At 59.5% G+C, this 22539-nt stretch carries 18 protein-coding genes and 2 pseudogenes; 11 read left to right on the forward strand and 9 right to left on the reverse strand.

Translation table 11 applies throughout. The features are described from left to right. Together NJC38_RS14365 and NJC38_RS14370 are read right to left on the reverse strand one after the other, a co-directional pair. Nucleotides 1-643 (reverse strand): transposase (locus NJC38_RS14365; protein ID WP_253115247.1); only part of this gene is annotated, 643 nt, incomplete at its 3' end. Nucleotides 644-767: 124 nt separating this feature from the next. Beyond that, the gene (locus NJC38_RS14370) at nucleotides 768-1925 is read right to left on the reverse strand and encodes an MFS transporter (RefSeq protein ID WP_253115249.1); all 1158 of its coding nucleotides are present in this window, start codon (nucleotides 1923-1925) and stop codon (nucleotides 768-770) included. Nucleotides 1926-2169: 244 nt separating this feature from the next. Here NJC38_RS14370 and NJC38_RS14375 point away from each other — a divergent pair, with 244 nt between their 5' ends. Then, nucleotides 2170-2892: a hypothetical protein gene (locus tag NJC38_RS14375; RefSeq protein WP_253115251.1), complete on the forward strand. Its 723-nt coding sequence runs from the start codon at nucleotides 2170-2172 to the stop codon at nucleotides 2890-2892. Nucleotides 2893-2925: 33 nt separating this feature from the next. Here NJC38_RS14375 and NJC38_RS14380 read toward each other — a convergent pair. Beyond that, nucleotides 2926-3791: pseudogene (locus NJC38_RS14380) on the reverse strand (IS5 family transposase); the annotation flags it as partial. A gap of 388 nt (nucleotides 3792-4179) precedes the next feature. Here NJC38_RS14380 and NJC38_RS14385 point away from each other — a divergent pair. Further along, nucleotides 4180-5805 carry a methyl-accepting chemotaxis protein gene (locus NJC38_RS14385; protein WP_253115253.1) on the forward strand — a complete coding sequence of 542 codons (1626 nt, stop codon included), beginning with the start codon at nucleotides 4180-4182 and terminating at the stop codon, nucleotides 5803-5805. Between the two features lie 317 nt (nucleotides 5806-6122). Here the strand turns inward: NJC38_RS14385 and NJC38_RS14390 are convergent. Together NJC38_RS14390 and NJC38_RS14395 are read right to left on the reverse strand one after the other, a co-directional pair. Next, nucleotides 6123-7036 (reverse strand): annotated as a pseudogene (locus NJC38_RS14390) (IS5 family transposase). A gap of 254 nt (nucleotides 7037-7290) precedes the next feature. Continuing rightward, nucleotides 7291-7953: a DUF4214 domain-containing protein gene (locus NJC38_RS14395; protein WP_253115255.1), complete on the reverse strand. Its 663-nt coding sequence runs from the start codon at nucleotides 7951-7953 to the stop codon at nucleotides 7291-7293. A gap of 282 nt (nucleotides 7954-8235) precedes the next feature. On the opposite strand from NJC38_RS14395, the gene rarD reads away from it, so the two are divergent. Then, nucleotides 8236-9123 carry an EamA family transporter RarD gene (gene rarD / locus NJC38_RS14400; RefSeq protein WP_045489594.1) on the forward strand — a complete coding sequence of 296 codons (888 nt, stop codon included), beginning with the start codon at nucleotides 8236-8238 and terminating at the stop codon, nucleotides 9121-9123. Nucleotides 9124-9704: 581 nt separating this feature from the next. On the opposite strand, the gene zapE is transcribed toward rarD, so the two are convergent. Both zapE and NJC38_RS14410 read right to left on the reverse strand, forming a co-directional pair. Then, nucleotides 9705-10814 (reverse strand): cell division protein ZapE, encoded by a 1110-nt coding sequence (zapE, locus tag NJC38_RS14405; protein WP_253115257.1) that lies wholly within the window; start codon nucleotides 10812-10814, stop codon nucleotides 9705-9707. 3 nt (nucleotides 10815-10817) lie between these two features. After that, entirely contained in the window at nucleotides 10818-12269 is a 1452-nt protein-coding gene (locus NJC38_RS14410; protein WP_253115259.1) for a SulP family inorganic anion transporter, read from the reverse strand. A 209-nt stretch (nucleotides 12270-12478) separates the two neighbouring features. On the opposite strand from NJC38_RS14410, the gene NJC38_RS14415 reads away from it, so the two are divergent. The 6 genes from NJC38_RS14415 to efeO (NJC38_RS14440) all read left to right on the forward strand — a co-directional run bounded on the left by NJC38_RS14415 (nucleotide 12479) and on the right by efeO (NJC38_RS14440) (nucleotide 19238). Continuing rightward, entirely contained in the window at nucleotides 12479-13411 is a 933-nt protein-coding gene (locus NJC38_RS14415) for a methyltransferase domain-containing protein (protein ID WP_253115261.1), read from the forward strand. Nucleotides 13412-13559: 148 nt separating this feature from the next. Beyond that, complete coding sequence (gene ampC, locus NJC38_RS14420) at nucleotides 13560-14774, forward strand: class C beta-lactamase (RefSeq protein WP_253115263.1); 1215 nt, start codon at nucleotides 13560-13562, stop codon at nucleotides 14772-14774. Between the two features lie 233 nt (nucleotides 14775-15007). Continuing rightward, on the forward strand, nucleotides 15008-15850 hold the full coding sequence (efeU, locus tag NJC38_RS14425) for an iron uptake transporter permease EfeU (RefSeq protein WP_253115266.1): 843 nt from the start codon (nucleotides 15008-15010) through the stop codon (nucleotides 15848-15850). A 15-nt stretch (nucleotides 15851-15865) separates the two neighbouring features. Then, nucleotides 15866-17062, forward strand: coding sequence for an iron uptake system protein EfeO (gene efeO, locus NJC38_RS14430; RefSeq protein ID WP_253115268.1), 1197 nt, complete (start codon nucleotides 15866-15868; stop codon nucleotides 17060-17062). Between the two features lie 22 nt (nucleotides 17063-17084). Then, nucleotides 17085-18392 (forward strand): iron uptake transporter deferrochelatase/peroxidase subunit, encoded by a 1308-nt coding sequence (gene efeB, locus NJC38_RS14435; protein ID WP_045489577.1) that lies wholly within the window; start codon nucleotides 17085-17087, stop codon nucleotides 18390-18392. 21 nt (nucleotides 18393-18413) lie between these two features. Beyond that, nucleotides 18414-19238, forward strand: coding sequence for an iron uptake system protein EfeO (gene efeO / locus NJC38_RS14440; protein ID WP_045489576.1), 825 nt, complete (start codon nucleotides 18414-18416; stop codon nucleotides 19236-19238). Nucleotides 19239-19323: 85 nt separating this feature from the next. On the opposite strand, the gene NJC38_RS14445 is transcribed toward efeO (NJC38_RS14440), so the two are convergent. Then, nucleotides 19324-19992: a polysaccharide lyase family 7 protein gene (locus tag NJC38_RS14445; protein ID WP_253115271.1), complete on the reverse strand. Its 669-nt coding sequence runs from the start codon at nucleotides 19990-19992 to the stop codon at nucleotides 19324-19326. Between the two features lie 304 nt (nucleotides 19993-20296). Beyond that, entirely contained in the window at nucleotides 20297-20962 is a 666-nt protein-coding gene (locus NJC38_RS14450; RefSeq protein ID WP_253115273.1) for an aspartate/glutamate racemase family protein, read from the reverse strand. A 111-nt stretch (nucleotides 20963-21073) separates the two neighbouring features. Here NJC38_RS14450 and NJC38_RS14455 point away from each other — a divergent pair, with 111 nt between their 5' ends. Both NJC38_RS14455 and NJC38_RS14460 read left to right on the forward strand, forming a co-directional pair. Next, on the forward strand, nucleotides 21074-21973 hold the full coding sequence (locus NJC38_RS14455; RefSeq protein ID WP_253115275.1) for a LysR family transcriptional regulator: 900 nt from the start codon (nucleotides 21074-21076) through the stop codon (nucleotides 21971-21973). Between the two features lie 115 nt (nucleotides 21974-22088). Further along, nucleotides 22089-22538: a MarR family transcriptional regulator gene (locus NJC38_RS14460; protein ID WP_253115277.1), complete on the forward strand. Its 450-nt coding sequence runs from the start codon at nucleotides 22089-22091 to the stop codon at nucleotides 22536-22538. Nucleotide 22539: the final 1 nt, after the last annotated feature.

Genomic DNA, 22539 nt, shown 5'->3' on the forward strand with positions numbered 1-22539 from the left:
GCACACGGGCCTTCTTGCCGGCGCGCTGGGCCGTGCCCAGGGCGCTCTCCAGATCCCGGTAGAACCTGCCGCTTTCAAGGCGATCACCGTCGCTGCAGGTGGCCGTGGTTTTCAGTCCGAGGTCGATCCCCACTGCATCCTGGCCTGGCGATAACTGGCGGTCGAGCTCGACCACGACGTTGAAATACCAGCGTCCACGGCTGTCCTCGTTGAAGCTACCGGATCTGAATTTAAAGCCCGCCAGGCCGTAGCTGTCCCAGACCTTGAAGTGCTGTCTGTTGAAGACGACCTGGCCGTTTTTCCAGACAGCAGCGCCGGCCTTGAGGGGCACCCAGCCCAGGCTGCGCCGAGCGCCGCCCGAGCAGCGCCAGCGTAGCTGGCGCTTTTTGAACTGCTTGCGCCGTGTGACATATTCGTCGGCAACAGCCTGCACCGATTGGCTGTGCAGTCCCAGGTCTTTGCCGGCCCCGTTGGTGTACTTGTGAATGTCGAACGCCGACAGAAAACGACCACGCTCACGAATCGTGCGACTGCTCAACTCGTTTACGTAGTTCCACACAAAATTCACAGCACGAGAAGCTTCACGCAACTGCGCTGCATGCTTATCTCGCACTCGAATCTTGAGGGTTCTGGTCGCTTTCATTTCAGTCATGAAACACAGGATAGGGGAGGTTTTATGGATCTTAACCCTTATGACCGCTTCGCGGTGGCGCTTTCATCCCCCACCTGAAGGAAGGGGCTTTTCGCGCCAGCTTGGTAATCAGGCATCACGCCTTGAGCCGGCTGCCACTGGCCGCCACTCCCAGCAGCATGATCGCCACGACCATGAACGCAACGCCCAGGCTGCTGAGGTGGGCGACAAAGCCGATGGCTGCCGGCCCCATCAGAATCCCGGCATAGCCGACCGTGGTCACTGCCGGGATGGCCACGCTTTCGGGCATGTCTTGCTGGCGTCCCACGGCGCTGTAACACACCGGAACGATGTTCGAGCAGCCGGCGCCGACCATCGCATAACCCAGCAAGGCCGCTTCCCAGGCCGGCACCAGGGTGGCAATGGCCAGACCCAGCGCCGCCAGCAGACCACCCAGAATAATGATGCGATTCGGCCCGAGCCGACGCACGATGGCATCGCCGAACAACCGGCCAAAGGTCATGGTCACGGCAAATACCGCATAGCCCAGGCCAGCGTAGGCGGTCTCCATGCCGCGGCTGGCGGTCAGGAACACCGCGCTCCAGTCGAGCATCGCGCCTTCGGCGAGAAATACGGTGAAGCACAGCAGACCAATGAACAGCACCACCCCACGCGGAATGGCAAACGCCGGGCCTTCAGCAGCACTGCCATAAGGCAGCAAATGCGCCATGGCCTTGAACAACGCCAGCGCAATAATGACCAGCACCACCAAAATCGCCTGCAACGGCGAGGCGCCCAGCACCAGCAGTACGCTGACGCCGGCAGCGCCCACGATCCCGCCCAGGCTGAACAAGCCGTGAAAACCCGACATCATGGTCTTGCCACTTTCACGCTCGACAATCACCGCCTGGATATTGGCCGTGCAGTCCACAGCGCCCATCCCCACCCCGAACATAAACAGCGTGGCAATCAGCAACGGCAGGCTGGCGACCGTGGCCAGCAGTGGCAGGCACAGGCAGATCAGCAAAGTGCCGCCAACCAACAGACGTCGACACCCCCAGCGTGCCGCCAGCGCTCCGGCCACCGGCATGGCGCTGATCGAGCCCACCCCCAGACACAACAAAAGCAGGCCGAGCATGCCGTCATCCAGACCGACACGCAGCTTGGCGTAAGGCACCAGTGGTGCCCAGGCGGCCATCCCGAAACCGGCAATGAAAAACGCCAGGCGCGTTGCCATCTGCTCCTGGCGCGGGGTGCTGCGCGAGGCAGCGGTAGCGGTGTCACAAGCGGTCATGCGGGCTCCTCATCCATGACAAAAAAGGGCCATGGTAGCGACTCAGACCTGACAACGCTGGAAAAGTCGAATACGTGTCACCTCCATTAACGCCAATTCACTCGGAGGGGAACCTTTAATACTCATCTGCACCCGGGCGAACGACCCTCTCCAAAACCTCTGATATCAAAATGAAATTACCTAGGGTATATGTCTGCCCCGCTGGACAAGGATCATTTAGTGACATTCACGCAGGCTTGAGAAAATGAAACGGATCAAATCGGTTGCACTGTCAGGTGCAATGATCTTCTCGCTGTTTTGCCACAATATCTGGGCTGCCAATGCTCAATCCTGGAATCTGGCCAGAGACATGTACCTCATGACGGAAAAGTCCCCTGCGGGCTCTCCATGGGCGTTCATGCAGAACAAGACAGCAGTCAATGCGGCAGCCAATTACACGCTTTTCCCAACCTTGCATGCTGATCAATGCGGCGACGGGGCGACTACCTGCTGGATGGAAGGTGCTGGCAACGGCTACATAGCTATCGTAAAGAAAAGCTGGACCTTCTCAGGGTCGGGCTCCAGTTCCCTGTTCAAGCAGGGCGACGTGGTTGCACATCCTGGCTCAAACTTCCAGAGCATTGTTCGCTGGACCAGTCCGATTGCCGGCAACATCAATGTACTGGGCAGGATCAACGATCTGCATAACGCGTGCGGAGACGGGATAAGCTGGTCACTCAACCTCGGCGACACATTGCTGCAGTCAGGCAGCCTTGCAAAAGGCGGCAGCTCGTTGATTCATGTCGATAACATCGCTGTTACTGTGGCCGCCGCTCTATATTTAGTCATCGACAAGAAAGCCAACTACTCGTGCGATGCCACGAGCTTCGATCCACTAAGGAAACTCCGAACACGTTGTCCATCAGCCGGAAATAGACGGCTTGAGGATGCCGAAAAGCCCGATTTTCAGCCGCTGATTATTGGATAACCAAGGCAAAGCCTTGGGTTTCTGCCCTCCCGGGCGCACCTCTCCCGCAGCAGGTAATAATTGCCGACGCACCATCCGCAGATTCGACAGAGCAAACAGCGTGGTCAGTTGCGCCATGTTCTTGGCCAAGCCACGGAAACGGGTTTTCACATAGCTGAATTGGCGCTTGATTACACGGAATGGATGTTCGACCTTCGCTCGCGCCTGCGCTTTGAACTTTTCGATCTTGCGTCTGGCCTTGTAGAGCACGCTTCGTTTGCTTAAATGCGTATAGGTGCTACGACGAGCCGCAATCTGCCAGATTACCGACCTTCCTTCATGCTCCGGCCGCTTTTCCACGCCGGTATAACCCGCGTCGGCACAGATAACATTTTCATCGCCATGCAACAGGTGAGCGACCTCCGTTACATCGGCCACATTTGCCGCATTTCAGGATCGCGCTTGCCGTCCTTGTTCTTGGTCGAGCTGGGTGCGTGGATGATGGTGCCCTGGCGCAACGACAGGCCCTTGTCTCGCAGGTAATTGTTGATGGCTTCCAGAATCCCCGACGCTAGCTGATGCTTTTCCAGCAGGTGCCGGAAATTCATGATTGTCGTGTCTTCGGGGATAGGAGCGCTGAGCGTCAATCGAGCAAACTGGTGCGCCGAAGTGATCTCGTACAGCGCCTCTTCCATGGCTGGCTCACTCAACGAGAACCAGTTCTGCAGCAGATGAACACAAAGCATGGTTTCCAGTGGGTACGGCTTGCGACCATCGCCGGCCTTTGGGTAATGCGGCTCGATCAATGCCACCAAGCCGCTCCACGGCACCACCTGCTCCATCTCGGCCAGAAAACGCTCGCGACGGGTTTGCTTGCACTTACCGGTGTACTCGAAATCGGAAAAGCTCATCTGACTCATGGGATGGAGGGTTTGTAGAGGGCAGTTGGATGGGCCCTATTTCAGCACAGCTCAGATGGTCTGTGCTGACTTGTTCGGAAAATCCCTAACCGGCCTTCTGGCCAGTTTTTCGTTTCCACGACCCTCCGTCTGGAACTAACAAGCAGCGACCTCGAATGCCACACGGCGCAAATCGCGTGATGGTGCCTGCAAACTTTTGGGCGGCGGTGCAGGGCTTCTCGTGTAGACGGAATATTTTTTACGATCAGGCCTGAATAAAACCTCAAGGGTTGCCGATATATCTGGAAAGTTCATAAAGCTTTCGTGCATAGCAATAGACTATAAAAAAATACATTGCGATAGATGTAATAAAAATTCGCCAGTAGCATCATTGTTCAGAGAGATTCTCATGCCACTACGCAGTATGAACATCGCCCCTCGCGCTTTTCTCGGTTTCGCATTCATCGCATTGCTGGTGATTGTGCTGGGCGTCTTTGCCCATACCCGCATGACGTTGATGCGCCAGGCGACGATTGAGGTGCAGACCAACCAGTTGCCCAGCGTCGGCTACCTGGGCAACTTGATCGAGGGTGTGCTACGGATGCGCATTCTGTCATTTCGGGTCTTGGTCAATCGCGAGCCCGCGGCCCTGGACGAGGCCTATGCGCGTATTGGCGTCCTGGTGGACAAGTTGCGCAAGGACCAGAAGAGCTATGCCGACCTCCCTGCTGTAGATGAGGAGTTGGCAAAGTACCGCGAGTTCACCGCTACCCTCGACACCTACCTCAAGGATCAGGAGCGCATGGTGGAACTGTCCCGGCAAAACAAGCTGGAGGATTTGCGCAGCCTGATCAATACCCAGATCAAGGCCGGCACCGATCTGATGGGCGTACAGCTTAATAAACTGGTGGAAATCAACAAGGCTGGTGCCAAGGTCGCTTCGGATGAATCCGGCAGGCAATACGACAACGCGAGTACCGGCATTGTCATTGTTTCGGTGGTGGCTGCCCTGCTGACGGTGCTGTTGGCCTGGCTGCTGACCCGAAGCATTGTCACGCCATTGAGGAAGGCCGTCGAAACTGCCGAAGTCATCGCCAGTGGCGATCTGAGCAAGCAGATCCTGGTCGAGGGTTCGGATGAACCGGCTCGCCTGCTGACCACCTTGTCCACCATGCAGGACAACTTGCGCAAGACCATAGAACAGATCTCCGGCTCAGCCACGCAGTTGGCTTCGGCTGCGGAGGAACTGAGCGCTGTGACCGAAGAGTCTTCGCGTGGGCTGCAACAGCAGAACAACGAGATCGAGCTGGCGGCCACAGCCGTCAATGAGATGACCAGTGCGGTGGAAGAGGTGGCGCGCAATGCCGTTTCGACCTCCGAGGCGTCCCAGCAGTCCAACCAGGCCGCGCGCGAAGGTCATTGCCGTGTCTTGGAAACCGTGGAAGCGATCCAGGCCATGACCCGTGACGTACAGAGCACTTCGGCCATGATTGAGGGCCTCGCGGCTCAAGGCCGTGATATCGGGCAGGTGCTGGACGTGATTCGGGCGATTGCCGAACAGACCAACCTGCTGGCCCTCAACGCAGCTATCGAGGCGGCCCGTGCCGGTGAAGCAGGTCGTGGTTTTGCGGTGGTGGCCGATGAAGTACGAGCTCTGGCGCACCGTACCCAGCAGTCGACCCGCGAGATCGAGCAGATGGTGGCAGGCATCCAGAACGGCACCGGTGAAGCCGTGCAGTCGATGCAGCAAAGCAACCAGCGTACCCAGGACACTCTGGAGCGCGCACGTGCGGCAGGCGGGGCGCTGGAGCAGATCACCCACTCGATCAACCTGATCAACGAACGCAATCTGGTGATCGCCAGTGCGTCGGAAGAGCAGGCACAGGTTTCCCGTGAGGTGGACCGTAACCTGGTGAATATCCGCGACCTGGCCTCCCAGTCAGCGGCGGGAGCCAACCAGACCAGTGCTGCCAGTCATGAATTGTCACGTCTGGCGCAGGAGTTGCGCTCGCTGGTCGCCCGATTCGTCATCTGACGGTCCGAAGGACTTGAGTGTGATGATTAGTTGCGATCTTTCCAGCGCAATGTGCCGATGGCAGTCTCTCATCGCCAAAACTCCGCGTGCCTGCAAGTTCGCCGTCTTGCAGGCACGCGGTTTCTTTTCAGAATGATAGAGAAGATGGGCCTAATCAGCCCTTTGCAAGCTCGGGAAGCACCAGAGCGCTTTAGGGATCCTCCGATCAAGTTAGCTTCTGACGTGCAGAAGCTAACCACCAGCGGCGTTTTTCCGTCATATCGGCTTGATAAGCAATTGCTCAAGCAGCTGTCGGCAGGCTTTTCAGCCCACCTTGTCTAGCCAAGGCGCAATTCACCCATACCCATCAGTTTCTTGCGCACCATCCACAGGTTCGACAGTACAAACAGCGTGGTCAGATGAGCCGTGTTTTTTACCGAGCCACGGAACCGGTTCTTTACGTGGCCGAACTGACGCTTGATCACCCGAAACGGATGTTCGACCTTGGCTCGGGTTAGTGCTTTTGCCCGTTCAATTTCGCGCTTGGTCTTGTAGATCCGGCTGCGCTTGCTCAGCTTCGTGTACGTACTGCGACGCCCTGCAATCTGCCAGATCACCTTACGGTTTTCATGCTCCTTGCGCTTCTCAACAACGGTATAGCCCGCGTCGGCGTAGACAGCATTCTCGTCACCGTGCAGCAGTTCAGCCACTTGCGTCACATTTGCGACCTTGGCTGCGGTGCAATGGACGTGATAGACCAGCCCCGATTCCATATAGGCACCAATGTGGGCTTTCATGCCAAAAAAGGACTGATTTCCTTTTCTGGTCTGGTGCATTTCAGGGTCACGTTTGCCGTCGTTGCTCTTGGTCGAACTGGGGCATGAACAATCGTGGCGTGGACGATGGTGCCTTGGCGAAGCGACAGACCTTTGTCCTGCAAGTAGCGATTGATGACGTCCAGGATCCCCGCTGTCAGTTGGTGTTTTTCCAGCAGGTACCGGTAATTCTTGATCGTGGTGTCTCCGGGGATCGGAGCGCTGAGCGTCAGCCGGGCGCACTGGCGCATCGAGGTGATTTCGTACAGCGCTTATTCCATGACCGGATCACTGAGAGAAAACCAGTTTTGCAGCAGGTGAATGCGCACCATGGTCTCCAGCGGATAGGGCTTGCGACCGCCGCCAGCCTTTAGGTAATGAGGCTCGATCAGTGCCACCCGCTCGCACCAGGGAACGACTTGCTCCATCTGGGCCAGGAAGCGCTCTCAACGGGTCTGCTTGCGTTTGCCGACGTACTCGAAATCGGAAAAGCTAATCTGACTCATGGGACTGGCTGTTGCTCGTGACGGGAGTGGTGGGCTATTTCAGCACAGCGGGCGGGCGCTGTGCTGGAACTTGATCGGAGAATCCCTAATAGCCGGTTGAAACCGAAGAGCTCTTTGCAGCGATGAGCTGAAAAGGGTCAGGCGCAGTGCCTGTAGGCGTGCAGGCACTGTGCAAGCCCAGGGTGTCAGACAAACGCTTCAGTAGCGACCGGCTGGCCGGCCAGTTGAATGAAGCCGTCGACGGCCTGGTTGCTCAAAGCGACAAACTCGGCCGACTCGGAGAAGGCGATTACCACTTCCTGACGGCTCATGGTCTGGTTGTCCAGATGGCCGGCCCACCAATCCCGGCCACCGGCGTCGGCGCTGCGATCCAGGGCATTGAGGTACAGCTGATTGACGAAGTCGGTATTGTTGAGGGCACCGTAGGTCTGATTGAACTCGCTACTGTTCACAAAGCTTGCAGCCACATCCGTCAGTGACATGCCGCGGTCCACTTGCTGTTCCCAGTAACGAAAGCCGCCAAGGTCCGGGCTGCGGTCGAAGGTGGTCATGTACAGGCGCGCCAGTGACGCATCACTGACTTGCGCCACCAACGGCTGGCCGGTCTCGCCCGGACGACTGTGCGACACCGAGATTTCCTGATAGATGCCACTGCCGTCCAGGTCGCGGTAAACGGTGGTCTCGATCCAGCCATCGTCGCGCTCGACATGCAGCACATCAGTGCCAGACACGCTGTAGGTCTCGTCGCGATCAATGTTCTCAAGCTCCCAGCGACCGTCGTCGAACTCATAGACCCGCTGGATCTGCCCGGAAACAATATCGAAACGCTTCAGATCGATCTCCGCCATGACTCACCCTCTCCCTAACAATGTGAATATTTGATGTCAGGCAAATGTATGGCACTTGGCTTAAACGAAACTTAATAACCAGTTACAACCTCGCCCCCATTCAGTGCACGGCATCGCGTTCGGGCATTCAAGGGACGCATCTGGGCAGGCGGGCGGACAAATTCTGTAGCATTTTCAACTACACGACTGTTTTGAATCGCGAACAGTCCTTAGAATAGGCAGGCATTGCACCACTGCGGTGCAACCCTTCTCTTTCATCCATTGCCTTCCCAAGAGTCCCTCGTGCAGAAAGGAATTGCGCTTTCGGTACTGGCTTCCTGTCTGTTCGGAGTCATGTACTACTACACCTCGCTGATGGCCCCGCTCAGCGGTGAAGAGATTTTCGGCTGGCGCATGCTGCTGACGGTGCCGTGCGTGACGCTGTTCATGTTCATGTGCGGTGACTGGCCGCTGGTCAAGGCGCTGGGCGCACGCATTTTGCGTCATCCGGTGCTGATTCCCGGGATCATGCTGTCTTCGTTTCTGATGGGTGTGCAGTTGCTGTTGTTCATGTGGGCGCCGTTGCACGGTCGCAGCCTGGAGGTGTCGCTGGGTTATTTTCTGTTGCCACTGACGATGATCCTGACCGGGCGTCTGGTGTATGGCGAGCACCTGTCGCACCTGCAGAAGGTGGCGGCAGCCTTTGCTGCGTTTGGGGTGGCGCATGAAGTGTGGCGACTGGGCAGTTTTTCCTGGGAGACGCTGGTGGTGGCGGCCGGTTATCCGGTGTATTTCGTGCTGCGCCGACGGTTGCAGACGGACAATCTGGGCGGGCTGTGGTTTGACATGTTGTTCATGTTGCCGGTCGGGGTGTGGTTCATTGTCAGCGGTAATCCGGCGGCGGCGCAGGCGACGCCGATGTTGTATGTGTTGATTCCGCTGTTGGGGGTGATCAGTGCGTCGGCGTTGATCAGCTATCTGCTGGCGAGCCGGCTGTTGTCGTTCAGCCTGTTCGGGCTGCTCAGTTATGTGGAGCCGGTGTTGCTGGTGGGTGTGGCGTTGTTGCTGGGCGAGAGTATCGGCGCTGATGAGTGGCTGACCTATGTGCCGATCTGGCTGGCGGTGCTGGTGTTGGTGATCGAGGGCGCGAAGCATCTGTTAGCGCAGCGGCGGCGCAACGCGGTTTCCTGAACGGCTGTAGGAGCGGCTTCAGCCGCGAACAGCTGATGTCTTGGCAGGTTCATTGCCGCGGTTGTCTGGCCTGCGGGTTTCGCCCCGACGGGCGACCCTATTTTGTGCTTGGCAAAACCGGGGAAAACCGCTTGCTCCTGGCTTGGGTCCGCCCTGCGGGCAGACTTCCCTCCGTCCGGCGCCGATTCGGGGGCCGGCGCGATGGGCATCCCTGCCCAGCGCACCTGAAACTGGCTTCCCTGCCAGTTTCTCCCCCGAATCGACGCCTACCCTCGGCCTGCACCCAAGTCGCGACTCGCGTCGTCTGCGCCATCTCGGCTCGAAGATCAAAAGCAAAATCAACGGCAACGGCAACGGCAACGGCAACGGCAACGGCAACGGCAACGGCAACGGCAACGAAGTTCTCAAGCCATGCGCGATTTGTTTTGGAATGTTCTTGCAGGCGCCGCCGAACGCGACTTGGGCGCTGGCCGAACGCAGGTGTCGATTTGGTGGGAAAGCCGGCAGGGAAGTCGCTGCTCTTTCTATAAGGAGCAGGTGCGCTTGGCAGGACGGGTTTTAATCTGCCGGGGCTCTCTCACTCACTCACTAAACCGCTGCAACTGCATCTCCTGCAACCGGCTCAAAGTTCGGCGGAAGGCGAATTCCAGGTAGCCCTGGGTGTAAAGCTGGTCCATGGGCACGGGGGCTTCGACATAGAGCGGGACGCGGCGGTCGTAGCATTCGTCGACCAGGGCGATGAAGCGCCGCACGCTGTCATCTTTGGGTGACAGTTGCGGCAGTTCGCGGTCACCGGCTTTGACCTGTTCGACGCCGTCTTCGGTGCCGCGGGCAATCTTCGCCTCGCGCTGTACAGCGCTGAGCAGCGGTACTTCGCTGAGCATGACCACGGCAAAACGGTCGCACAGGGCGATGAAGTCCATCGCCGCCAGTGGTTGTTCGCACAGGTCGCGGTAGCGGCACCAGATCACGTTGTCGGTATGTTGCAGGACATTGACGCTACGGTAGCCCAGCATGACCTGAGTGTCGTGCACGGTCTGGCCGTGGGTCAGGCCCTTGAAGATTTCAGCCAGGGCGCCGGGCTTGCCGGGTTCGCTGACCCAGTAGCGTTGCAGCAGTTGCCCCGGATGCAGTCGGTGGTCTGCGCCGCCATCGACCTCGACCACTTGCATGTAGTGCTCGATCGCGGCAATGGCCGGCAGGAAGCGTTCGCGGTTGTGGCCGTGGCTGTACAACTGCGGCGGCGGGATGTTCGAGGTGCAGACCAGCACCACACCGGCTTCGAACATGGTCTGTAGCAGCCCACCGAGAATCACCGCGTCGCCAATGTCGGTGACGAACAGCTCGTCGAAACACAGCACTCGCACGTCTGCCGCCAGTTCCCGGGCGATCACCGCCAACGGCTGGGCGGTGCCGGTCAGTTCAAACATGCGCTTGTGGACCCAGCGCATGAAGTGATGAAAGTGCTGACGCCGCGACGGTACTTGCAGGCTTTCATGGAAGCGATCCATCAGCCAGGTCTTGCCGCGCCCCACTGGCCCCCACAAGTAGATACCCCTGGCGCCGCCGCCATCAGCCAGCGCCTGCCAGCAGGCCTGCAACTGTTCAGCGGCATCACGCTGGGACGCATCAGCATGAAAGCCCCGTTGCAGGGCTTGTTCATAGGCTTGCAGCGGCGTCGGGCCAGTCATTGTTCACACTCCTTGTGGCTGGATGCCGGCACGCCGCAGCAGGCTGCGGCAACGCTCGGACAGATGGATCACGCGCAGGTGTTTGCCGGCCTTTTCATAGCGCTCGCGCAGGGTTTTGAGTGCGGCAATGGCCGAGTAGTCGACGAAGCTCAGGTGCTGACAGTCGAGTACCACCTGCTCAGGATCATCTTGCGGCGAGAACTGTTCGAGAAAATGTGTGGTCGAGGCAAAGAACAGCGTGCCATGCGCGTTGTAGACCTTGCTGCCATCGACGGCCTGATGGCTGTCGACATACAGGTCACGGGCATGCTTCCAGGCAAAGTCCAGCGCGGCGACGATAACCCCGAACAGCACCGCCATGGCCAGGTCGGTGAGCACCGTGACCACGGTTACCGCGACAATCGCCAGCATGTCGCTGACCGGCACTTTGCGCAGGATCCGCAGCGACGCCCAGGCGAAGGTCTGCTGCGCCACCACCAACATCACACCGACCAGTGCCGCCAATGCAATACGCTCGATCAGCGGCGCCAGAAACAGGATGAACATCAGGATCATGCCACCGGCCACAACCCCGGACAGCCGCCCACGACCGCCGGAGCCAAGGTTGATCACGGTCTGGCCAATCATGGCGCAGCCGCCCATCCCGCCGAACACCCCTGACACCATGTTCGCCGCCCCCAGCGCCACGCACTCGCGGTCCGGGTAACCACGAGTCTCGGTGATTTCATCGGTGAGGTTAAGGGTCAGCAACGTCTCCAGCAGGCCCACCATGGCCATAACCAGCGCATAAGGCGCGACGATGTACAGGGTTTCCAGCGTCCAGGGCACTTGCGGCCAGGCAAAGGCCGGCAAACCACCGGCCATGTGCGCCATATCCCCCAGGGTGCGGGTCGGCAGGTCGAGCAGGTACACCGCCAGGCCAACCCCGACAATCGCTACCAGTGCGGGCGGTGCCGCACGGGTCAGACGCGGCAGCAGGTAAACGATGGCCATGGTGACCGCGACCAGGGCGAGCATGATGTACAACGCCTGGCCGCTGAGCCAGGCGCCGTCATGTTGAAAGTGTTCGAGCTGGGCCATGGCAATGACAATGGCCAGACCGTTGACGAAGCCGAGCATCACCGGGTACGGCACCAGCCGCACCAGCTTGCCCAGGCGCAGCAGGCCGAACAGCACCATTAGCGCCCCGCCGAGCAGCACCGTGGCCAGCAGGTATTGCACGCCATGTTCGACCACCAGCGCGACGATCACTACCGCCATTGAGCCTGCTGCGCCGGAGATCATGCCCGGCCGACCACCCAACAGGGCGGTCAGGATGCAGATGATAAAAGCCCCGTACAGGCCCATCAGCGGGTTGAGATGCGCCACCAGGGCAAAGGCGATGCACTCGGGCACCAGCGCAAAAGAGGTAGTCAGGCCGGCGAGAACATCGGCGCGCAGACGGGAGAATTTCATGGGTTACCAGACAAAATGGCCCGTAGGCGCGAAAAAGCAGGCATGTTACGCAAAGTGCTGGCGTGCGGCCAGAGACTGCGCAGAACCGTTAGCGTTACGGCGCCATGCTTCTTGCTGCTGCGTGCAGCACCTGAAAGGCAGCTTCATGCAAAGGCACGAAAACTGCTAACTGACTCCAAAGTCAAATTTTCGCCACTCAAGGAATCAATATGTCTCATGTTCAAGGAATGACCCTTGCTTACAACTATTGCCTTGGTGAGGGCCTGGAGCTTGGAGCCTCGTTGCATAACTCATTCCACTTGCCAAACTGCCCCAATCTGTCGCCCAGTGACGGGACCGCCTACCTGTATGAACGTGATCTGCTGGACTACCAGCACTACCAGGCCGGTTACATCAATTACTCCAACAGTGAAATGGCGCCCGTCGACCTGATCGGTGATTTCCAGAATATCCCCAAGGCCGATATTAGCCTGGATTATCTGGTCAGTTCCCATGTCATTGAGCACGAACCCAATCTCTTTGCCGCATTTATTGAGTCGGACCGAGTGCTCAAAAATTTTGGGGTCTTCTTCTGTATTTTCCCCAAACGTCACGCTACCCCCGGAGACGGGGTTCGCCGACTGACAACCCTGCAAGAGATGATCGACGCCCATGAAAACGAGCTTGGCATGCTCGACATGCCGCCGGAATCCTGGCGTGGTCATTATCAACTTCTGTCTCTGCAAAGCATGCTTCGAGCTGTGAATTACCTGAATCAACAACACTTGGGTAGCTGGCTCATCGAGACCGTTGAAGAAACCGACAGCAAGGTGGGCAACGGGCACACCATTGTGCTTCGCAAGTACGAAAAACTGGCAGAATCGCGCTGGCCCGACGACGAAAGTTTTGCTCAGGCTTTCTTTAGTGCATGGGAATCCGACCGCCTGGGCGAGGCACTAGCCATGCTGAAAATCTCGCTTTCATTCAATTTCTTTGATCCGGTCAAGCTGCACCTGGCAGGCCATCTGTCCAGGCAACTCGGCTACACCGATGAGGCCATTGAGTTCCTGCGTCAGGCACTCATCATCGAGCCGGAAAACGAGGAGTTTCGAAGAGAGTTTTTCGAATGGTCGGGCATCATCTACAGCAACCCTGTCCTTTAATACCGATCACCTCGTAGGCGACCAAGGATGTGCATGCCGCTTATGGGCCAGAGCACGGGGGAGGCAACCCACGCATGCATGACCAACCCAGCATTCGGGTTACACGCGTGTATGATCACTGCCCCCTATTGAATATCTGGAACTTGTAATGCGCAGAGTTTCAACAACCGCGCTGCCTGCTTGGCTGAGTCTGGCTGTCGCACTGGCCTGGAGCCAGAACCTCCATGCGACCGTCAGTCTGGAGCGTACCGCCATTGAACAGGTTGAAGTACAGCGCGCGGCGCAGGAACAGCTAATTGAAGAAACCGCCCGGCAAGTCATGCAACAAAACGGCATCGCCGGCATGGCCATCGCGGTCACTGACCATGGCGTCCAGCGCTTCTATAATTTCGGCGTGGCGGCCAAAGACACGGGCGCACCGGTGACCAGCGACACGCTGTTCGAGCTGGGCTCGATCAGCAAGACCTTCACCGCGACCCTCGCCACCTGGGCTCAGGCGCAAGGCAAACTCCGGCTCGACGCCCCGATCGACAGCTACCTGCCCGCCCTGCATGACAGCCGCCTGGGCAAGGTCGCCGTATTGCACCTGGCCACCCACACGGCCGGCGGCTTCCCGTTACAGGTGCCGGATCGAGTGCAGGATGAGCAACAACTGATGGCGTACTTCAAGGCATGGCAGCCGCAGTACCTGCCCGGCACGCATCGCAGCTATGCCAACCCGAGTATCGGCCTGCTCGGGGTGATTGCCGCCAAAAGCCTGGGGCTGCCGTTCGACCAGGCCATGCAGCAAGGGTTGCTGCCGGCCCTGGGGCTGTCGGCGACCTGGATCAAGGTGCCTGCGGACAAACAGAGCCTGTATGCCCAAGGCTATGACCGGCAGGACCAACCGGTACGGCTCAATCCCGGCATACTGGCCGATCAGGCTTACGGGGTGAAATCCAGCAGCGCCGACCTGATCCGTTTTGTCGAGGCCAATATCGCCAGCCATCCGCCAACCAGTCCGTTGCAAGAAGCGCTGCGAGCGACCCACACGGGTTATTTCAGCTTTGGCCCGGCGATTCAGGCGCTGGCCTGGGAGAGCTATCCGCCACCGGCGGACCTGTCGGCACTGCTGGCAGGCAATTCCAATGACATGGCGCTCAAGACCCAACCGGCGCAGGCACTGCGCCCCCCCGTGCCTCCAGCACCCGGCAGTTGGCTCAACAAGACCGGCTCGACCAATGGTTTCGGTGGTTATGTGGCCTTCATGGCCGACCGCAAATGGGGCGTGGTGATCCTGGCCAACCGCAACTACCCGAACCCAGAGCGAGTGCGCCTGGCACAGACCATTCTCAACGCTGCGGACACGCCACTAGTGCGTTGAAAACCGTTTAAAAGCGCCGATTGGAATTGATAAACAAGGCATCGCCAGACGCTTTGGCCATGACAACCGGCGCTTGACAAACACCTGAACCGCCCCTGAACAGCAGCCAGAAATCCTTGGATAAGGGAAAAACAACTGGCCCTTACACGGGAATGACTATCATTATGTTGCGCATTGTTTCGGTGGCAACACTTTGAAACGCTTCACCCGCCCGTAGTCATTCCTGGTGAAAAATGCTCGTTCCCTTTCTGATCATGCTGCGCGAAGGCATTGAAGCCGCGCTCATCGTAGGCATCATTGCCTCCTATCTCAAACAGACCGGCCGCGGCCAATGGATGCCGGCGGTGTGGATCGGCGTGTTCCTCGCAGGCGCCCTGGCCTTGTTGGTCGGTGGCGGCCTGGAACTGATGAGCGCCGAATTTCCGCAAAAACAGCAGGAACTGTTCGAAGGCATCGTCGGCCTGCTGGCAGTGGGCATCCTCAGTTCCATGGTGTTCTGGATGCGCAAAGTGGCGCGCTCGGTCAAAGACGATTTGCAACAGTCACTGGACAGCGCATTGAGCGGTTCGCGCAATCAAACCTGGGCGTTGATTGCCATGGTGTTCTTCGCCGTGGCCCGCGAAGGTCTGGAGACCGTGTTTTTTCTGCTCGCGGTATTCCAGCAGAGCACCGGCTCCGGTGCCCCGCTGGGTGCCCTGCTCGGCCTGCTGGTCTCGGTAGCCGTGGGGGTGGCACTGTACCGCGGCAGTCTGCGCCTGAACCTGAGCCTGTTCTTTCGCTGGACCGGGCTGTTCATCCTCGTCGTGGCGGCCGGAGTGCTGGCCAATTCGGTCAGGTCACTGCATGAAGCCGGTATCTGGAACCACTGGCAAGAGGTGGTCTTCGATTTCAGCGCCACGCTGCCGATGGATGGTCCGACCGGCGCGATCCTGGCCGGGATGTTCGGTTACCAGGACGCCCCCACCGTCAGTGTGCTCGGCGCATGGCTGCTGTATCTGCTCGCCGCCCTGACGCTGTTTTTCCTGCCGCACAAAGCTCAGCCGCAGGCGCCGCGCCCGGCCCTCACGAATCACTAGTCTCAAGGGATACTCATGTCCAACGCCTCATCGGGAGCCTGGTCTCCCCGTGCCCTGCGCGTGGCCGTCGCCGGCTCCGTGGTCCTGATGTTCGCCGCTGGCGGGCTGTTCTACTACGCCTCGCAAGTGGCCGCGCACAAGCGTGCCGCCAATGCAGGTAACGAAACGGTGATCAATATTCACCCGCGCAGTTGCGAGCCCAATGCCCTGACCGTGCCGGCGGGCAAGCACAGCTTCCGCATCGTTAACCAGTCCGAACGTGCTGTGGAATGGGAAATCCTCGACGGCGTGCTGGTGGTCGAAGAGCGCGAAAACATCACCCCCGGCATGAGCCAGGTGATCAACGCCAATCTGATGCCCGGCGATTACGCCATCACTTGCGGCCTGCTGAGCAACCCGCGCGGCACCCTGCACGTGACCCCGACCGCCGAGTCCGAGGCGCAGGCCAAGGCGCGCCCGTCGATGACCGCATTCATCGGCCCGTTATCCGAGTACCGGGTGTACCTGAGCCAGCAAGGCTCGGCGCTGATCAAAGCGGTTGCCAGCTTGCAACAAGCCATCGAAGCCGGCGATCTCAACGCCGCCCAGGCGGCCTACCTGCCCGCGCGCAGTGCCTATCAGCGCATCGCCCCGGCCGCCCAGCGCCTGGCCGAACTGGACAACACCATCAACGCCCGGGCCGATTACTTCGAACAACGTGAGCAAGACCCAGGCTTCAGCGGCTTCCACCGGATCGAATTCGGTCTGTTCAAGCAAGCCAGCCTCGACGGTCTTGCTCCTGTGACGCAAAAACTCAGTGCCGATGTGGCACGGCTCAAGCAGGAACTGCTGGCCCAGAGCATTGCCCCGGAGCAACTGACCAGCATCGTGATCCGCAACCTGCTGAGCCTGGCGCAGAACCGCAGCAAGGGTGAAGAGGAACGCTACAGCCACACCGACCTCAATGGGTTTGCCGCCAACCTTGAGGGCGCGCGTAAGGTCATCGACCTGCTGCGTCCACTGCTGGCGAAGAACCACGCTGACCTGCAACAGCGCCTGGACAGCGCCGTGACCAACCTGGACAGCACCTTTAACGGCCTGAAAAGCGCAGACGGCTATCGACCTTACGATCAGGTCGATGCCGCCGCCCGCCAACTGATCGCCAGCCAGTCCACGGCGCTGGCCGATGCCCTGCAACAAATCGATCCGGCCTTGGGCCTGTCGAGCCTGTAAGACTGCGGAGTACTCAATCAAGATGAAAAAACCAGACGCAACCGCTGTGATCGAATCGCCCCAGCGCCGCCGCGTGCTGATGGGGCTGGGCGCCGCCGGGGCGGCGTTGGCCGGCAGCAGCCTGGCAGGTCCAGCGATGGCCGCAAAACCTGCGCAGGTCACCGAAGCACCGAACAGCGACAAGACCCAGGACAGCAACGCCTTTCATGGCGTGCACCAGAGCGGCATCGTCAACCCGCGCCCGGCGGCCGGCATGTTCGTCGCTTTCGATGTACTGGCCACTGACCGCCAAGACCTGGAGCGACTGCTGCGCACCCTCAACGAGCGCATCGCGTTTTTGATGAAAGGCGGCCTGGTCCAGGACATTGATCCAAAGCTTCCACCGCTGGACTCCGGCATCCTCGGCCCACTGGTAACCCCGGACAACCTGACCATCACCGTGTCGGTGGGCGATTCGCTGTTCGACGAGCGTTTCGGCCTGCAAGCGGCAAAACCCAAGCGGCTGAGCCGTATGGTCGGTTTTCCCAATGACGCGCTGGACGCCGCCAGTTGCCATGGCGACCTGAGCATTCAGTTCTGCGCCAACACCCCGGACACCAACATCCACGCCCTGCGCGACATCGTCAAAAACCTGCCGGACCTGCTGCTGGTACGCTGGAAGCAAGAAGGCACCGTACCGCCGCAGGCACCGAAAAAGCCCGGTCAGCCGGCAGAGAGCGCGCGTAACTTCCTGGGTTTCCGTGATGGCTCGGCCAACCCGGACTCCAACGACAAGAAACAGATGGACGAACTGGTCTGGGTCCAGCCCGGCAGCGACGAGCCGGCCTGGGCCGCGCACGGCAGCTATCAGGTGGTACGCATCATCCGCAACTTCGTCGAACGCTGGGACCGTACCCCGTTGCAGGAGCAGGAGTCGATCTTCGGCCGCACCAAAGCCAGCGGTGCGCCCATGGACGGCAAGCTCGAAAGTGACGAGCCGAATTACGCCGCCGACCCGCACGGCAAAAAGACCCGCCTGGATTCGCATATTCGCCTGGCCAACCCGCGCACCCCTGAGAGCCGCAAGAACCTGATTCTGCGCCGCCCGTTCAACTACTCCAACGGCGTCAACAAGAATGGTCAGCTGGATATGGGGCTGCTGTTTATCTGCTACCAGGCTGACCTTGAGAAGGGCTTCATTACCGTCCAGACCCGCCTTAACGGTGAACCGCTGGAGGAATACCTCAAGCCGGTCGGCGGCGGTTACTTCTTCACCCTGCCGGGGGTGACCAATGATGAAGATTTCATCGGTCGCTCGCTGCTGGCGGCCACTTCACCGAAATCTGTCTGAACCTCAACTGGAAGAGTCGATATGAACAAGACCCCGCTCGCCCTGCTGTTCGCCCTTGGTGTGTTGAGCGCACCGCTCGCCGCCGTTGCCGCCCCCGCACCGCTGGATCTGGTCGGCCCGATCTCTGACTACAAGATCTACGTGACCGAAAACATCGATGAACTGGTCAGCCACACCCGCCAGTTCACCGATGCGGTTAAAAAAGGCGACATCGCCACCGCGAAAAAACTCTACGCACCGACCCGTGTGTTCTACGAGCGCGTGGAGCCGATTGCCGAACTGTTCAGCGACCTCGACGCCTCCATCGACTCGCGGGTCGATGACCACGAACAAGGCGTCGACGCCGAAGACTTCACCGGCTTCCACCGCCTGGAACATGCGCTGTTCGAGAAGAACACCGCGCAAGATCAGGGCGCTATTGCTGACAAGCTGATGGCTGACGTCAATGACCTGCAAAAGCGCATTGCCGATTTGACCTTCCCTCCGGAGAAAGTGGTCGGCGGCGCCGCCGTGCTGCTCGAAGAAGTGGCGGCCACCAAGATCTCCGGCGAAGAAGACCGCTACAGCCACACCGACCTGTATGACTTCCAGGGCAACGTCGACGGCGCGAAGAAAATCGTCGACCTGTTCCGTCCGCAGATCGAGAAGCAGGACAAAGCCTTTGCCGCCAAGGTGGACAAGAATTTCGCCTCGGTGGACAAGATCCTGGCCAAGTACCAGACCGCTGACGGCGGCTTCATGACCTATGACAAGGTCAAGGAAAACGACCGCAAGGCACTGGTGGGTCCGGTCAACACCCTGGCCGAAGACCTCTCGACCCTGCGCGGCAAACTGGGCCTGAACTGATCGGCATTGCCCCGTAGGAGTGGTCGGGCGGCGATCCGCTTTAGCCGCGAATTACCTTCGCAGCTAAAGCTGCTCCTACAAAGGTTCAAGCCTTTTTGTCGTGGCTGATACGCAGCAGATAAAAGGTCGCCGCCCCCCCTTCACTGGCATAGCCGGTATTGTCCTGGGTATAGACCCCGGCCTTGAAGTACAAAAGTTTGGTACTCCACTGCTGATCCAGGCGCACTTTCCAGTCGTGATCATAAGCGTTGACGCTCAGCTCGCCGGTGCTGGTCAACGCAATCGTGTAGTTGAAGCGCACATTGAGTGGCACCCCTTGCGCCAGGGTGATGACTTCAATCTCGGCATCCGGGTTGCGCCGCAACTTGGCAACGATGTTGCCGGTCTGGAGTTTCTCCTTGTACTGATACTCCACCTTGAGCAGCGGCTCATTACTCTGATAAGCGTGAATCTGGCCGATGACAATCTTGCCGTTCGATGGCACCTGATTGACGGTCAAGGCGGCGCGCAAAACGTTGTCTGCCGAGGTGTAACTCCAGTTGAAAGCCCGACCATCTGCGGTGGTCTCGCGCAGTTCACTGCGCGGGTATTTGGCGTTGTCAGTGGTCGAACCGGTTACCGGAGCCCAGAAGAACAGCGTTTCGCCGGAGCGGAAGTAACCATCCTGGTAGCCGCGCACCAATTGCGGGGTGTTGATGGTCGTGGCGGGAATGCCGACGGGAACGGACAAATTCCAGGTGGCGAGGTCGATCATTGGGGGGCTCGCAAGGTGCGCATGCGCACCGACAGAATGGCTCTGGAGCGGGCCTTTCGGCCTGCCCTGTTCGCCACCGCTATCGGCCTGGAGCGTTTTTTGTTGACCCCCTGAAAGCGTCAATGAATCGTTGCCCGAGCCGCCGGGCCATTATTGCGATATCACCGATGACCGCCCTTGTGCAGGACCGTTTCAGCTCCGGCGCCGGATTGATCGGCATAGGCGGCGACATCGCAGTGTCAGTTTTTTGAATGGCGCGACTCAAACACCGAACAAAAGTTGCACGGCTTCCGACCAACGGTCATCAACCAGCCTGATCAAGCAGGCCGCGCAGCTTCAGAACCGCGCTGTCTGGCGTGGTCAACACCGGCAGGCCGCTGACTTGCCGCACCCACTCACTGGCACGGGCCATGGAGAATTGCGCCAGGCAGATCACCTCAGCCGGCCCCAACGCATCAGCTGCTTGCGCCACTCGCCGGTCATGTTCAGGGCCATCACCCTGAGCCAGGATCTGCATGCCGTCCTCGGCCAGTTGCAGTTGCAAGTCCAAGGCCTGGCCCTGGCGTTCGGCAGCCGCGATAAATTCGGCACGCATCGACGCCAGGGTCGGTTCAAAGGTCGCCAACAGCCCGATCCGGCTGCCTTGCGCCAGCGCCGCTTCGATCATCGCCTCATTGGGCTTGAGCAGCGGAATGCTCACTTCGCGCTTGCAGGCATCGATGGCTTCACCGAACGCCGAGCAGGTAAACAGAATGGCATCGGCACCGGCACTGACCGCGTAACGGGTCAGATCGAGAAAGCGCTGGATAATGGCCGGGGTCAGCTGCCCGGCAGCCTTCAAATCACGGGGCAGCGAGTCCTCCAGCAAGTTGACAAGCTCGGCTTGCGGCCAGTGCCGGTCAAAGGCCGCATTGATGGGGCTGATCGACAAGGGAGTGGCATGGATCAGGAAAATACGCGGCGTGTTCAAAACGAACCCTCATGAGCTGGAAAACGTGACACCATCCTGCCGCATCGCGCTCATCACAAAAAATATTTATTTGTGATGCTACCTATCAATTTTTGTTAGCTATGGCGAGTCATGAATCTCAAGGCACTGACTTACTGCGTTACGGTCGCGCAACTGGGCAGCTTCACCAAGGCGGCGCAGGCGCTGCATGTGGCGCAACCGGCGCTGAGCATGGCCGTGGCGCGGCTGGAAGAAGAACTCGGCGTGCAACTGTTCAACCGCGCCGGCCGGCAACTGACGGTCACCGCCGAGGGCCAACTGTTCGTGCAACGGGTAGAAGCTGGCCTGGTGCAGTTACGCGGAGCGCGGCAGGCACTCAAGGACCTGACCGCGCTGGAGTGCGGCGAGATCCGCATCGGCATCCCGCCGTTGTACGGTATTGGTCATATTCCTGAGTTGCTGGCGCGGTTTCGGGCACGTTATCCGGGTATGGCCATGCACGTGGTCGAGGGCAGCGCAGACGATATTCGCCAGCGCCTCAAGGACCGGCAGATAGACGTTGCGCTGCTGGAGCAGCGCCGGATAGATCCTGACTGGGAGCACGTGGCGCTGGGCAGCGACGAAATGGTCCTGTGCATGACTGACGACCACCCGCTGGCCAACGAAACAGCAATTCGCGCCGAGCAACTGCAGGACATCGACATGCTGGTGTTCGACCAGAGCTTCTTGCAGCGTCACCTGCTAGACGCCTTCTGCGCCAACCGTCAGGTCCGCTACCGGATTGCCCTGGAGAGCAATTTCGTGTCGCTGATCAGCCGCCTGGCCTGCGACGGGATGGGCATCTGCACCCTGCTGCGCTCAATCCAGCGTCAGCAACCAAGGCTGGTCGGCGTGCCGTTCGATCCGCCGTTACTGCTGAGCTTTGGCCTGTGCTGGCGTCCTCAGGAGTACTTGTCATTGGCCAACCAGCGGTTTGTCGAAGCGGCGCAGGCGTTTTTCGCTGAGTCAGCGGCGGAGCGTGTTCGCGGCTGAAGCCGCGCCTGCAAGCAAGAAATTTCATTTGACTGAAACAGGTTGTTACAGGATAGTAATAGTTAGCAAGCTATTAATATCCTCACTAATAATACTCTCCCTAACGACCTGAGCCATGTCTGACCCAACCCTGCATCGCGCCATCAGCAGCACCATGGTCGCCGCCTCCCGTCATTGGCGGCGGCTGTGCCATGCCACGCTGTCCAGCTACAGCATCAGCGAAGCCTGCGCCGGTCCCCTGCTGGCCATCGCTCGCCTGGGCGACGGGGTGCATCAGGTCAGGGTGGCGCACGCTGCGGGGATGGAAAGTCCAACCCTGGTGCGCCTGCTCGACCAGTTATGCAAGGCCGGGATCGTCTGCCGTACCGAAGACCCCAACGACCGCCGCGCCAAGGCCTTGAGCCTGACCGACAAGGGCCGCGAGCTGGCCGCCTCAATCGAGGTCGAGCTGACCCGCCTGCGTGCCGGCGTGCTGAGCGGCATCACCGCTGAAGATCTGCAGATTGCCCTGCGCGTGCTGCAGGCGTTTTCTGATGCGCTGCCGCCCGAGGGGGATCCGGCTTGAG

The sequence above is a fragment of the Pseudomonas sp. 21LCFQ010 genome, from assembly GCF_024129905.1.
Taxonomy (GTDB): Bacteria; Pseudomonadota; Gammaproteobacteria; order Pseudomonadales; family Pseudomonadaceae; genus Aquipseudomonas.